This window comes from Parashewanella curva (assembly GCF_003675895.1).
Classification (GTDB): domain Bacteria; phylum Pseudomonadota; class Gammaproteobacteria; order Enterobacterales; family Shewanellaceae; genus Parashewanella; species Parashewanella curva.
Window position 1 is genome coordinate 9,791 of the sequence record NZ_ML014784.1, and the last position, 15,123, is coordinate 24,913.

Genomic DNA, 15,123 nt, shown 5'->3' on the forward strand with positions numbered 1-15,123 from the left:
GGATGGGCTTGCAGCGTTTCAGCGTTTGTTTATCTTTGCCTTTTAAAGCCTAGGATTACCCCTCATACAAACAAATAGCGATATCGGTCACTTCATAAATCCGTAAGCCGTCTTTACTCAAGTTAGCATCACCTTTAATAATAACTTGGTTCGGTTCATGGATAATATCCGTAATGTGAACATCCAGTGACATTTGTTTGTTCAATGGGGTGATTTGCCCACGATATTTCCATTTTATGTCAGATAATATCTGTCCGAATTTCGGATTGCTAAATTCTTTCCCTAAGCCTTCATTCAATGCAAAGGTTTGCATTAATTCAATAATAGCTTCGACACCTAATGACCCCGGCATAACAGGATCTTGATGGAAGTGGAATTGGAAAAACCAGTCGCTCGCATCAACGGTACGCTCTGCGTATAAATAGCCTTTTTCGGCTTTACCGCCTTGGCGAACAATATCCACTTTGTCGATAAAGTTAAGCTGTTCTCCAGCCAAACGATAATGAGGTTTATCATCTGGTGAGATAAACAGTGGGCAAGCATCATCAAGTAAATTGATTTCTACATCAGCTTTAATTTGATTTTGGTGATGCCAAGCTTGAGTCACACTGCCGTTATCCAAACCAAGCTGGTGGGTTAAGGCTTGCTCTTTAAAGTAACCAAATACCGCACTTCCTCGATAGAAGGGTTCATTGTCTACCGATAACTCGAAAGTAAAGTTTTGAATGATGTTACTACCTGCCACTACCGTTGAAAGCAGCTTTGATTCATTCATTATGGTTTTACCACGTAGATCGACATGACGTAATAACTCGCCCGAACCATCTAAGTTACGGAAGAATAGTTCGTCATTCGGGAACTGTAGTGTTGTTCCCATCCATGCTGAAATAAAGCCGTTAGGCTGTAGAGATATCTCCATTAGTACCGAATACGGCATTAGGCTGTCGTGAGTATTTTTCTCAAAATACCAAGCGTCTTCTGGCACTTCATATTCTGCAATACAAGAGGCTGGGTTGCGTAAATCCCCACGTTTACCTTGAATGTCGATGACTCTTGTTGTGAGCTGCAAATCACCACAAGGTGTTCTCGGTGGGATTAAATCTCTATAAATACTGAAGTCAGAACCGAAGCACTTTTCAATATCACCTGTGGCAAATTCGAATAAATGGTGTGGCGTGTACGGTAAGGTATCAGGCTCTGTATTTGGATAATCTGGGCACAGTGGCGCAGGCACGTGTTTAATCGGCACCACGCCCTTGTTGGTTGGTGCTGAGTGATCTGGTATCTGCGCCATTAGTGGTGCGTTTGGACGGTTGCCAAAATCAATTTGGGATTGGGTGTCGCTCTCGATATAACGAGTACAGTCCACTTCTTCTTTGATCATTACTCCAAGGTTTTGGAAATCAACCACCACTTTGCCATTAAGCAGAATATCAATATTGGCTTTGGCATAAGGGTGAGGATGCAGGCCTATTTCCGTCACTTCCATACGATATGTCAAAGTTCCATGTTGTGGTAAAACCTGCCCACGACAACGTACTTTTTGTGAGGCATCCTTAAGTGGTTGGAAGCGACCTTGAGTCACTTGAGTGTGCATTCCCAAATGCAGCATAAAGAATTGCAGTAATTGACCACAACCTTCAGCCATTAATGAACCTGCCATCACTTGATCATCTTTAAAGTGGCAAGGGAAATACCAATGATCAGGTGCTAATTGTTTTTCACCTTCAACAAAACCTAATCCCCATGCGCCGCCGTGAATATCAAGCTGATTCACTTGCTCGATCATCAAAAACTTTTCAGATGCAAAACATAAAGATTGTTGAACGCTATGTTGAGCTTGATAGTTCGCATGCTGACCACCGAAGCAATTACCAATATCACCACTTAATAAATTCGCAATTTGCTGATAATTGAATTGAGTTTGCGGGCAATGAATTAATGGCTCAAAACGAGGTTTGTTTATGGATGAAAGTGCAGCATTTCGAGTCGCAATTTCATCATCGGTGCGAATTACCCCTTTACCGTCAGCGAGTTCTTGATCGGTAAAGAATCCAGCACAGCCACCGTCCATCTTCAGGATCATCTTATCGCCAACAAAACACTCGTAAGAGAAGAAGAACAGCAAGGTTTCGCCATTACGAGCAAAGTTGTTGATGGAAATGTCATAACGCAGAGTATCACCACCGCGAGGTAAATCGCCTAAGAAGGTCAGGGTACAATCGAGTAATCTGTATACCCGTTCACCTTTATTTTCAAAGTCGATGCCTAAGTAACTGATCAGCATAAGATCGCACTGACCGGATTCAACGGCTACTGCCCAAGGGATCTGACCATCAACTAAGTACGGTGCATCGACTGGAATGTCATATTCTGTAGTCATAGTACTTGGCTGGTACTCATTGGTAGCGGCATTGAGCTTAGTTACGCGAGAAACCAGCAAGTAGTCCGTAGTCGGTAGGCGTACTCGGCGAGCATAGTTATCAATAACAGCGTATTCGTTACCAAACACCTTAGCGATATCACCTTCAGCGTATTCCACTAAATCGTGATAATCCCAAATGCATGGTTTGCGTTCAGGAATTGGCGCAACATAAGGCGTGATTTGGCTGAGTGAGTGAGGGTGTAGCCATATCGTTTCTTGTACTGTTTCTGTCTTTAACTCTTGTTCACACTGTGGCAGCCCAAGAATGGTTGCTTGTTGCTGTTTTAATAAAGCATCGGCAATTTGTAAGCCTTGCTGACGCGTTTTTAAGTAAGCCAAATGAGCTTCACGTGCTAAAGATTGGTTTTGAGTAAGAGCTTGTAAATCATTCATAGATGCAGATTCAAGGGAAGATGATGCAAATTCAGTGTTCTTGATATGAATAAGCTCAGATGCTTTTTCTTTTATAGATAAGCCTGAGTTTGTGAGTTGAGCATTCGCTACTTTTTTCAGAATTTGATTATCCATTGGCGTTTTGCAAATGTGCTCAACAATATCTCGACCACCTAAAGTGACCGTTTTGATCAAGTGCTTTGAATCAGTCCAAGTTAAATCTTGAGATAAGCGTGTGACTAATTGATCTTGCTGAGTCGTATTTTGAGCTAACAGAAGTTGCGAAATTTGCGATAACGTTTGAGTTTGAACAACCGCTTTTGAGTTTTCAGTATTCAACTTGAGTAGTGAATGTAGCAGTGACGCCATGCCTGATGCGGCAAAACAGTGTCCAACGGACTGTGCAGCACTTTGGTTAGATTGAGGTAGTTCAATCGCTGAGTTATGTTCGACGAGTGAATCATTACTTAAAGAACCATCAAAACTTAAATCTTGGATTTGTCCGTAAGACTGCTCTGCATCAGAAGACAATACAATAGCACCTGCACCTTCACCAATATTCCAGCCTTCATTACTCTGATTGGGTTCAGGATTAACCGCTTGAACTTGGTGATGCAAAATGACTTGCTCTGCGCTGCCACTTAAATCGACCGCTGCTATCACCACTGCATCTAAGCTATCTTGCATCATTAGATTGTCAGCGACTTCTAAACAACGATTCACTGAATGTTCGGCGGCTGAAATGGTAAAGGCTGGACCGTTGAAATCCCATAATGATGAGATACGAGATGCCATGATGTTGCCGATAAAGCTCGTGTACTGGTTGAGTTTGGCAGCGTCCAATACTGAATCCATGGCAATGGCTTCAAGCTGTTGATATTCATTTTGAGAGAGTGAAATGCCTTGCTTGATCAAACTGTCTCGAATTTGAGTATGCAGATTAACTCGACCGCGGAATTGGTGTAATTCAGGCTCGGTTTCCATTGCAACTAATACCGCAACATTACTTCCAGCTTTAAGTTTTGCATCACGGATCGCTTCATCGGCAACTTTAATTAATAGTAATTGTTGTGCGATTAAACGGTCATCTTCATTTGGCGGCACTTTAAACCGTAAAAAGTCGAAGTCGAAACTTTCGATAAAGCCACCTTGAGGAACTTGTTTCATTCCCCATTGGGCTAATAGTTCTGGTTGATTTTGTAAGCCTTTCCAACGTAGCGGTGGTAGCTGAGTAAATCCGCTCTCGCCAGCCTGAACACCTTGATACCAAGCATTAATAGAATCAAAGCGACCAAAGTGAGACGCAATACCAGAAATGTGTAACGGCAAAAATTCGCTAGGTTTTACTTCATGTATTGGCTGATTGGTTTGGTTAGGTTGATAGCTCTCTAATACCAAATGAGCATTACAACCACCAAAGCCAAACACTGAAACGCCAGCGTGTTTTTGTTCTGAATCTGATTTTTTAGGCCAAACTTGGGTTTCAGTCGGTACTTGTTTGCCTGAGAATAATTCGTCAGGTGAAGCAATCGTTTGATTTAAGTTGATAGTTGCAGGCAGCTTTTCATGTTCCATGGCGAAAATCATTTTCATGATCCCCGGCATGCCCGCAGCTGTAAGTAAGTGACCTAAGTTAGACTTGGCAGAGCCAATCATTGGCGCAGTTGTATTGTCTAATTTGTCAGTAAAAAATTGCTCCATTGAGGTCAATTCAACTTTATCACCCAATGGAGTGCCGGTAGCATGACATTCAATGGCTTCAACTTGTTTAGGATCAAGTTTTGCATCGGCATAGGCTCGCTCAAATGCCAGCACTTGGCCTTTTGAATTCGGGCTTAGTACGAATTGACCTTTACCGTCATTCGATAAGCCAACACCAGAAATAACACCGTAAATCTTATCGCCATCACGTTCAGCATCGGCCAGTCGTTTCAGCACCAAAACGCCTGCGCCTTCACCAGCAAACAAGCCTTGGCTGTTTTCATCAAACGGAGCCGAGCAGTTGTTATCAGGATAGGCGTGGAAAATGGAGAACCCCATATTGATAAAAAATGGATCGGCGCCAGACATCGCACCCGCTAACATGACATCAGCTTTACCTGAGTTGAGGTAATCACAGGCCAGCTTTACTGCGTAAACAGAACTCGCACAGGCAGCGTCTAATGTTAGCTGGCAACCACCTAAGCCAAGTGCTTGATGTAATACTTGTGAAGCACTGTGGGCGGCAGCTAAGTGTGTTTTTATGTCGGCATTAAATTGTGGCTTATTGGAAAAGTGCTCAAGCTTGAAATTGGGTTGGTGGAATTTTTGCTGTAAACCTTTTTCAACCGCTTGGTGATATAAAGGTAGAACCAACTCATTGGACGTTTTTGTCGGGAACGACAAGCTACCCATCACCACACCAGTGCGAGATAGAGCATCTGAATCCAATGAAATATTGGCATCAGCTAGTGCTTTACGACCACAGTCGAGTGCCCATAAAAAGCCATCATCCAAATGTGCCAATCGCTCTGCTGGAAGATGGTAACCGTCAGCTTCAAACGTAAAATCTTGAACATAACCACCGCGATCGCAATAGAAACGGTCGGATTCGCCCTGTTGACCTTGGTAGTCAACAGGCTGCGCGTTAAGTTTGTCAGCCGTGAGCTGGGTTCTTGAATCTTGTTTATCTAATAAATTTTGCCAAAACTCTTGGGCATTATTAGCGTCTGGATAACGAGCGGCTAAGCCTACAATCGCAATCTTTTGTGATGTTCCAGAGCTCTTTCTTGAAGACAGAGAGTGAGATGATTCAGACTTCGAAGGCACTAGTGGCTCTCCTTAACTGGGGTAAATCGGGTCGTGAGGGCATCGATGGAAAGTGGTACCCGTAAACTGATCAATTTGGCGATGCCATTTAACAGGCTAGTCACGGTATCTTGTCCTTTACTGTTTAAGGCGATGGTGTGATATTCTTGAGCATCTTGTAATTGTTTATTAATCAAGGTGGTGGTTTGTCTATCCGCGCCTAATTCTACAAAAATGCGACTGCCGTAAGATATAGCTTTATTGATCACATGTGAAAAATCTAAAGGCTGAGTGAAGGTATTCGCAATGCTGGTGGCAATGGATTCAGGATTGATTGTCTGTATATCCAATGGCTCTGATTGAGAGGCTGAAATAAACTTAATATCAGGCACTTTTTCGGTAATCGGTTGCTGATAAAATTGTTGAATATCTTCTTTAACCAATTGCGATGCTGGTGTGTGCATGGCGGTAACCATATTGGTTGCAATGCCTCGCTTACCTATGGCTTTAAGTAGATCTCGACAAGCTTGTTCTTCACCTGCAATGATGCAGGTATCTTTATGGCTGATGGCTAAATATGCCCTAGGGAAATCAGTCAGTGCTTGGGTTATTTCATCAGCTGTTGCTGCTACGTAAAAGCTGTTCCAGCTTATGTTTTCATCTGACCCTAACTGCCATAGTTCTTTTACCGCAGCCAATGAACCTGATATTTGGTGCTGAAAGATATCACTGTTAGCTGTAGCATCAATCAAGGTTTCTGGTTGCTTCCAAACTCCAAGGCTTGCCCACATAGCGGTTTCACCCATGGAGTAACCTAATGCAAACTTTGGCTGTAAGTTAAACTCTTCAAGCAATAATTGACTCAATAGGTAACTCACGCCTACGCCAGCAATTGCTTGTTGGCTGAGTGTCGGTGGATTTGCGTTCTTTGTATAGTAAACATTGGCTTGAAGCAGAGCATTGAGATCCAGCTTGGTTGCCAATTGAGCAAATTGCCGTGGAAAATACTGATGCAAGCCTAAAAACATGTTTGGATAAGCTGTACCTACTCCCGGATAGACAAAAGTTAAGCCTTTATTTTGTGGTGGTTTAGAGTAAAAGCAACTTCCGTTGGGGGTAGTAAATTGCCAGTCTTGTTTACGCTGGTTATCTAAAGCAGCTTGTTCGAAAGCTTTTATCTCTGCATGTAATTGCGCTGGGTTGGGTGCTTGAAGCACTAACGCTAAAGGTTGCTGAGCTTGATAGTCCAGTAAGTTAACCCGCATGCTACCAAGAAAGTCAGTTGAAACGGATAACTCTTTAGCTTGCGAGAGTACCTCATCAATGTTTGTACCAGTGATGATATAAAACAATCGAGTGGCAGCGACCAAAGGTAATGGTCGCTGCACATCTACGAGTTGTCTTAAGTCTAGGCTTGCACTCACAGATTGCCTGCTCCTAATTGGTGTAGCTCCGTGTGAGGTTCAAATACTAGATTTGGGCTAACAGTAACCGTTGCTTGTTTCATAAAACCGCAGATTGCTCCATCTGCAGTCAGTAAAGCGATATCAGCCATTACTTGGTGCTTACTGGCTTTAGTCACTTTCAATCTTAGCTCTGTGATTGTCTCGGTCTTTTCCAATGAACAGGCTTGGTATTCGCCAATACTCACAGGTAAGCTTGCATGTCCTGTATTGAGCTTTGTCCAAACTAACAAGGCTTGGAGCATTTGATCTTCTGCAACAGGGTGGTAGTTTGAAATACCATTATTCAACTCAGAGCTAATTGAGTTTGGTATATCCAATTTAGCGATTAAACCTTGGTGGTCGTAATGGCTAAGCTGGCTAATCCCTTGTAGCTGCTCACCGTGGAACAAAGTACCATTTCGATAGAACTCATTCGCGTCTTGAGCGTAGGGTGTGATACCACTCAACTCAATAGTTGGTTGCGCGATTGCTCCCTCAACCAACTTAGCTTGATACTGAGGCTTACCGTCACATTCAATAGTCGCAACAAGATGTTCATCTTGTGGCTCAAGTCGTAACGTCAATACCTTGGTTTTATCACTATCAAACACGACACCTTTCAGTAGCTGGTAATGATGAACAGACCAAGCTTTACCCGTTAAGTTTTCGACTTGTTCCAGCATCCAATCTAAGGCGCACACCGTCGGAAGAACAGGGTGGCCTTTAATTTGATGGTGTTCAATGAAACCGAGGTTCTGCGGATCTAATCTAAGCGTGATTTCTTTATCCCACTTAATTACATCCGCATTAGGCTTTTTTGAATGCGCGTCCTCTTGGTGTGCTGAGTTACCCTGCATATCTGAGCCGATCAATAGCTGGCTAGAAGATTTGGATAAAATCTTATCGGCAAATAATTGGGCGCCAGCTTCTAGCGGAATCACATATACACCTCGGTCGGTAAACATTTTTTTAAGGGCAGAATTGACCATTCCCCCGTCCCAAGGTCCCCAATCGAAACTGATGCTTTTACAGTTTGGGTAATTATGGCTTAGCTGAACTGCTGTTTTATTCAAAATCTCATTCGCCATGGCGTAATCACTTTGACCTGTGTTGCCATAAAAACCCGCAGCAGAAGAGAATAGGGCAATCAACTTCATGTTTGATGGCTCTAATACATCAAGCAATTGTTTAAGGCCATTCACTTTAGTGCCGTAAACTCTTGATAATTCATCTAGAGATTTATCTTGAATAAGCTTATCGGCTAATACACCCGCTCCGTGAATTAAACCCGTAATAGGTGCAATCGCAGTGAGTGGCGCTAAGGTTTCAGAAATGGCATCGGCGTTGTTTACATCTAAAGAAAGGTATTCAGCGCTTGCGCCCAACTGTTCAAATCGACGGATTGCATGGTCAATTTCCAATGAACTTTTAATTGGCCAAATTAAGTCATCAATTTGTTTTGGGCTTTGTTTTTTGCCCTCGGCCATTAATGCAGAAATTGCCGCTGGCTTGAGTTCATTAACTGATTTTCCATGAGCCCAAGCTGGAAGTTCATTATGTGGTATTTGTTGGCTACGACCTGCGAGAATAAAGTGACCTTGTGTGGCTTGTGCCAGTTTTAGTGCACACTCCAATGTCACGCCTTTTGCTCCACCAGTGACCAGAATTTTATCAGACGAATTGATGTCAGCAGCGTTAGATTGTTGTGATTGTTCTCCAGCAACCAAAGTGAAGCGACCAGAGTCACTGATCCCAATTTCAGTTACCTGAGTTTGATCAAACAATTCAGCAATAATGGCACTTGAAAATTCGGCATTATCTAAGTTGGTATCAATGTCTAATGCTTTACAGTTAACCTTGTTCCACTCATGGGATAAGGTTTTAGTTAATCCCGAGAGTGCCGCTTGATTCAATTCAAATGCTGAGTCATTCAAATAGCCAAAGCCACCATCCATTCTTGATACTGTGACAAATTGACCTTGCTCAGTAGTGTTTAGAATTGGCTGCAAATGTTTAGCCCACAAGAAAGCATGTTCGACATGAGTGTAGGCGCAATCATCAAGATTTATCTCAAGATTGGCTTCATGCTTAGGCTGCAAGTGAATAAAGCCGTTGATATTACCTAACTCTTGAATGGAAGCTAACGTTTCAGCAATCGTAGTATCGTTAAGCTCTGAAAGGGTAAATTGGGCTATATCACTACTTAATGGTGAATGTGCCGTTAATACGGTTTCAGGTGCATGAACAACAGCGACGGTTAATCCTTTTGCGGTGAGCTTTTCAGCTAGAATGCCAGCGTTTTGTCCATCATCAGTGATGACAAACAAGCCGCTAGTTGTTACCGATTCAGGGTTAGCCGCCGCTGGCAGCTTTTTTAAGCTGACCTCGCTGTGTGGCGGAAGCTCAATATTTACTGATTCATTGTTTGCAGCTGGAGCTTGGCTTACCACTTCAATTGGCTGAGCAGTGGCCGTCAACTTTGAATTCATATAAGCAACGATTTCACCCAAGGTACGACACTCGGCTAGGTCTTCAGGGTTTAACTCTGGAAGATCTGGCAGTTGGTCTTGAACAGTACCAAGAATTTCAACACGCTTGATGGAGTCGATACCTAAGTCGGCTTCCATATCCATACTTAGCTCAAGCATCTCGGTTGGGTAACCCGTTTTATCTGCTACTACAGCAAGCATGGTTGATTGCACTTGTTCTGCATTTAATGTTGAGCTAGTTGAAACTACTTGCTCTTCTACAACGGGCGCAGAAGAAATTAGCTTTGAATTCATATAAGTGACGATTTCACCCAAAGTTCGACACTCAGCTAGATCTTCAGGGTTTAATTCTGGCAGCTCTGGAAGCTGGTCTTGAACAGTACCAAGAATCTCAACACGCTTGATAGAGTCGATACCTAAATCGGCTTCCATATCCATGCTTAGCTCTAGCATTTCTGTTGGGTAGCCCGTTTTATCTGCTACTACAGCAAGCATGGTTGATTGCACTTGTTCTGCATTTAAGCCTGATGTTGCTGTGGTTGTTAGTGGAGCAGTGTTAACAGGCGCTGATGAATCTAATTTCGAATTCATGTAAGTGACGATTTCACCCAGAGTGCGACACTCAGCTAAATCTTCAGGGCTTAATTCTGGAAGTTCAGGCAGTTGATCTTGCACCGTACCAAGAATTTCAACACGCTTAATGGAATCAATACCTAAGTCAGCTTCCATATCCATGCCTAAGTCCAACATTTCTGTTGGGTAGCCTGTCTTTTCTGCGACAACAGACAGCATGGTGAGTTGAACTTGTTCAGCGTTTAAGCTCGATGTTGTCGTAGATGCAACTGGCGCAGAATTAACTGACGCCGATGAATCCAGTTTTGAATTCATGTAAGTAACGATTTCTCCCAGAGTGCGACACTCGGCTAAATCTTCTGGACTTAACTCTCGAAGTTCAGGTAGTTGATCTTGCACCGTACCAAGAATCTCAACACGCTTGATGGAATCGATACCTAAGTCGGCTTCCATATCCATGCCTAAGTCCAACATTTCAGTTGGATAGCCAGTCTTCTCGGCTACGACTGATAGCATGGTGCTCTGAACTTGTTCAGGGTTTAATCCTGAACTTATTGGTTCAACCACTGGTGTTGATTGAGGCTGATTAACAGCCGTTGGTGTTTGAGGTGGTAATGAAACTGCAGCTTCAGCCGTTGTTTGCGCAACAACAGGAGCAGTCTGACGTGTAACTTCAACAGACTGTTTAACGCTTGGTTGCACTACATTTTGTTTTACAGCAGAAGAAGCTGAAGGTATTTCCTGTTTGCTCATTTGCAACTGAGTACCATTTAGCATAGCCAGCGCCGCTTGATTTTGACTGGCTTGTAGCTGCATAAATTGCTCATGGCTTTGCAGCGTTTGGCTTTGATGCTGGTGGAACATTTCCATCGAGCGTTGCAATGCTTCAGGGATCGCCAGACCTTGGCTTGCTAGTTTGGCTTGCTCTGCCATTAAAAAGGCAAAGGTATCCCCGTATTGCTGTGGGATTTCTAAAAATTGCTGATGCAGCTTAGCGACCTGATTTTGTGCTGCAAAAAAGGCATCAAGAGTGTCACCTGATGCTGGTGTTGCTTGAGAAGCAGTAGGCTTGGATTTAGGTTTGTTCACACTTGATTCCGGAAGTTGTTCAATAAAAGTTTTTTCAATAACAGGTTTTTCAATAATTTTTTCGACGATTTTCTCTACAGGACGATCGACATATTGGATTTGAGATTTAATCTTGCCGTTTTCTAACGAAGCCTGCATTTTTTGCTTAGTCGCTTCGCTGATGTAGTTGTGTCCACAAAGCTTAACTGACATACCAGCTGCGGGTTCACTTCTCACTTTCTCGGCTTGATAAGGGTCGATATTTTCTAGCTCAATACCAGCAACCGCTAGTTGAGTGGCTGCAACTCTAAACTGCAAATCGCTATCGCCTTTGGCATTTGGGTTGATGCTGATGGTGAGGATTTCTTCCTCTTCATTCGCTAAGTTATCGGTAACTAATTTTTGCAGAATATCTTTGGGTCCAAACTCTACGAAAACACGCGCACCATCTTGGTACATGTTTTTGATCTGCTGCTGGAAACGTACTGATTGCAACATGTGCTGCTGGAACTCAGACTGAATAGTTTCAGCATCATCTTCATACAAAGTGCCAGTCGCATTGCTGTATAGATCACATTGTGGAGCATTGAATTTTGCGGCTTGAATGGCCTCAGCAAAAGGTTGCTGTGCATGAGAAACTAATTCGGTATGGAATGCGCCAGAAACAGGTAGCTTAATTGCTTTAAAGCCTTGCTCTTTTAGTAGTGGGCCAATGGCTTCTATCGACTCAGTTCCGCCAGCAATCACTTGTTGTTTACTTGAGTTGTTATTGGCGACTTTGACATCATCAAATTTGGCTAAACAATCTTGTAACTGTGCTAATTCAGATTCTGAACCTGTAGGCAGGATCACAGCCATCATGCTGCCAGCATCTTTACCTTCTGGTACAGACGCCATGGCTTTACCACGAGCGAAGGTCAGTTGGTAATAATCATCACTACTGATAACACCTGCGGCTCTTAATGCTGACAATTCGCCAAAGCTGTGACCAGCAACCATGTCAGGTGTAAATCCAGCTTGTTCAAGCAATTCAAATTGAGCCATAGATACAGCACCAATAGCGGTCTGTGCATAAGCCGTATCTGTTAACTTAGCTTGCTGTGCTTTTTTATCTGAACTGTTGAACGCAGGAACAGGGAACACTCGCTCAGATAAACGCTGTAGCTGGTTTTGGGCGTAAACCGCATTGGCAGAATCAAACTCAGCACGAACTTCAGGGAAGTTACACGCCAACTCTTTTGCCATGTTCACATATTGAGAGCCTTGACCTGCGAATAGGGCGGCAACCATAGTTTTATGATTCACTAGAGCACTTGGTCTATAACTCGCTCCAGATGGTAATGTCCAAGGAGTATCTGATTTTTGTTTTAGTTGCTGTATAGCTTGTTCAATTTGCTGTTTAGCTTGCTCAATACTTGAAGCAACAAAACCTAATCTTGGTCGTCTTGATGGAATGCCTTTCAGGGGATATTTGGCTGCCAACTCAGGTAACGAAAACTCTTTTGATTGAATATCTAAAAGTTCATCAATTAAATCATCGACACTATGAGCACTGAATAAAAGTGATGAGGCTACAGTGCGTTGGCGATACTTGTTGTCGCGAGCATGTTCGGCGTCGTATTCTTCCAAAACAATATGAAAGTTAGTGCCACCAAACCCAAAGGAACTAATGCCACCACGACGTGGTGTGTCATCAACACGAAGCCAAGGGCGGGTTTCGGTATTCAGATAAAATGGGCTGTCTTCGATATCCAATTTCGGATTCGGTTTTTCAACGCTAATGGTTGGCGGCAGTACTTTGTGATGCATCGCCAACGCCATCTTGATCAAGCCAGCCGTACCAGCGGTAGACTTAGTGTGTCCTACTTGTGATTTTATCGAGCCAAGCGCGATATGTTGTTTTTGGTCATTATCTTCAGAGAAAACAGAGCTTAACCCAAAGAATTCAGCCACATCACCCGCTGCGGTACCAGTCCCGTGAGCTTCAATTAAGCCAACGGTTTTAGGTTCAAAGCCTGCATCGTCATAAGCACGCTTTAAGGCTTTGGCTTGTCCTTCACTGCGAGGTGCATAAATGCTTTTGAACTTACCATCGGAGGATGCCCCAACGCCTTTTATTACTGCGTAGATCCTGTCGCCATCGCGCTCTGCATCTTCTAGACGCTTGATGGCAATCATGCCGATACCTTCACCAATCATCATGCCGTTGGAGTCAGCATCAAAAGGTTTAATGGTTTCTTGGTCGGTAAAGGCTGGGGTTTTCGAGAAACTCATATACATGTATGGGGAATTATCGGTACAAACCCCACCTGTGATCATCATGTCTGAGCGACCTTCGACCAGCTCAGTTACTGCCATGCGAATCGCAGCATGAGAACCTGCACAAGCGGCATCGACCACACAGTTCATTCCGCCAAGATTAAAGCGGTTAGCAATTCGGCCTGCAATCACATTGCCTAATGAACCGGGGAATGAGTTTTCTTCCCACGGTACATATTGGTCTTGAACTTTTTGGATCAGCATTTCGGCATCTTCATCGCTAATGCCGCTATTTTTAAATACTTTGCGGAGAACAGGGTATTGCAAACGAGCATTCATGCTTTGGCTGATCTGTTGACCGCCACCAATACCAAGGGTAATTCCAATGCGATCTCTGTCGTAATCTTCACCAAGTTTTGCGTCGGCTAACACTTCTTTGGCAACGACTAGGGATAGTAATTGTGAGCTGTCCGTTAGTTCCAGAATATTAGGTGGTAAGCCAAATTCCATTGGATTGAAATCAACTTCAGGCATGAAGCCACCACGCTTACAGTAAATTTTATCTGGCGTGGATTTGTTGCTATCGAAATAGTCATCTGCATTCCAATGAGTATCTGGCACGTCGGAAATGGCATTAACTTTATCGCTGATTAAATCCCAAAATTCATCTAAGTATCGAGAATCGGCAAAAATGCTCGCCATGCCGACAATGGCAATAGGCGTGTCTTTGAGTCGACGGTTTAGCCGCTTATCTTGCTGCTGATCGTGTGTGGATGTTTGGCTCATAAAGAGTCTCCGGAAAATAAACTGGCTTTAGCGCGCTCGGAATTGGTTTTTTGATTCGACATCTTTGGCACAATACGAGTATCGGCATTGGGAAAACGAGCTAAAAAAGATTGATAGTTCTTAACTAATAATTTGCGTAAATGAAATGGCCCTTGCTCAAGTACGTAACTGATATAGCGATTTGAAGCAGCCGTTTCGTTGTCTTGATAAATATCGATGTAAACCCAATCACTTTGACTGTCGGTACCAATGAATACAGAGGTGGATTTACCTTTGGAAATACTATCTGGAACACTAAAAGCCATTACTTGAACGACGGTATCACCATCGGCACTCGGTAAATTTAAAGCTTCGGCAAGCGTTTCAGCATTTAAAGTATAACGACTGATGTCTGAGCCTTGCACCACAGGAAGGGCATTAAAGAATGGCTCGGGTACATCATTAAGGTTGGGTTCGTCACCTCTTGAGAAGCCATAGCGCTTTAAGCAACGGGCTAGACCTGATCGTGACACGTTAGGGTTAATAAATTCTTGAGTGATTTTTAGCAGTTTATCCAGTGAAAGCTTCAATTGAATTCTTAAGCCTACGACAACATATTCTTCAACTGCAGAAAGCGTGGTATTGAGGTGATGTGGTGTATGATCACCATCTTCAATATCTGTACGATTACGCCATTTTCTCACCGTGGCTTGACTGATATTGAGGATTTTAGATAACTCAGACACAGTGAGTTCTGAGGTCTGAATAAACTTCCTCATTTCAGGCGTTGTAGTCGCATTTCCGTGTCGTTGACGTGATGTCATTTAACTTTTGCCTTGTAATAAACTCTTGGGACAAATTTTTTAAGAGACGTTAAAATACAATTCTTAAATTTGGAGAAGTGAAGATTACCTTAGCT

4 protein-coding genes are annotated in these 15,123 nt (G+C 43.1%); all 4 read right to left on the minus strand.

Annotated features, from left to right (window positions below; translation table 11 throughout):
• Positions 1–55 precede the first annotated feature (55 nt).
• The 4 genes from D5018_RS12280 to D5018_RS12295 are packed head-to-tail and all read right to left on the minus strand — an operon-like array spanning position 56 to position 15,028.
• Complete coding sequence (locus D5018_RS12280) at positions 56–5,626, minus strand: hotdog fold thioesterase (protein WP_121839296.1); 5,571 nt, start codon at positions 5,624–5,626, stop codon at positions 56–58.
• On the minus strand, positions 5,626–7,029 hold the full coding sequence (locus D5018_RS12285) for a PfaB family protein (RefSeq protein WP_121839297.1): 1,404 nt from the start codon (positions 7,027–7,029) through the stop codon (positions 5,626–5,628). Before D5018_RS12285 ends, D5018_RS12280 begins: the two co-directional genes overlap by 1 nt.
• Entirely contained in the window at positions 7,026–14,225 is a 7,200-nt protein-coding gene (locus D5018_RS12290; protein ID WP_121839298.1) for a type I polyketide synthase, read from the minus strand. Before D5018_RS12290 ends, D5018_RS12285 begins: the two co-directional genes overlap by 4 nt.
• Positions 14,222–15,028, minus strand: a complete 807-nt coding sequence (locus D5018_RS12295) for a helix-turn-helix domain-containing protein (RefSeq protein WP_121839299.1) — start codon at positions 15,026–15,028, stop codon at positions 14,222–14,224. Before D5018_RS12295 ends, D5018_RS12290 begins: the two co-directional genes overlap by 4 nt.
• Positions 15,029–15,123 lie beyond the last annotated feature (95 nt).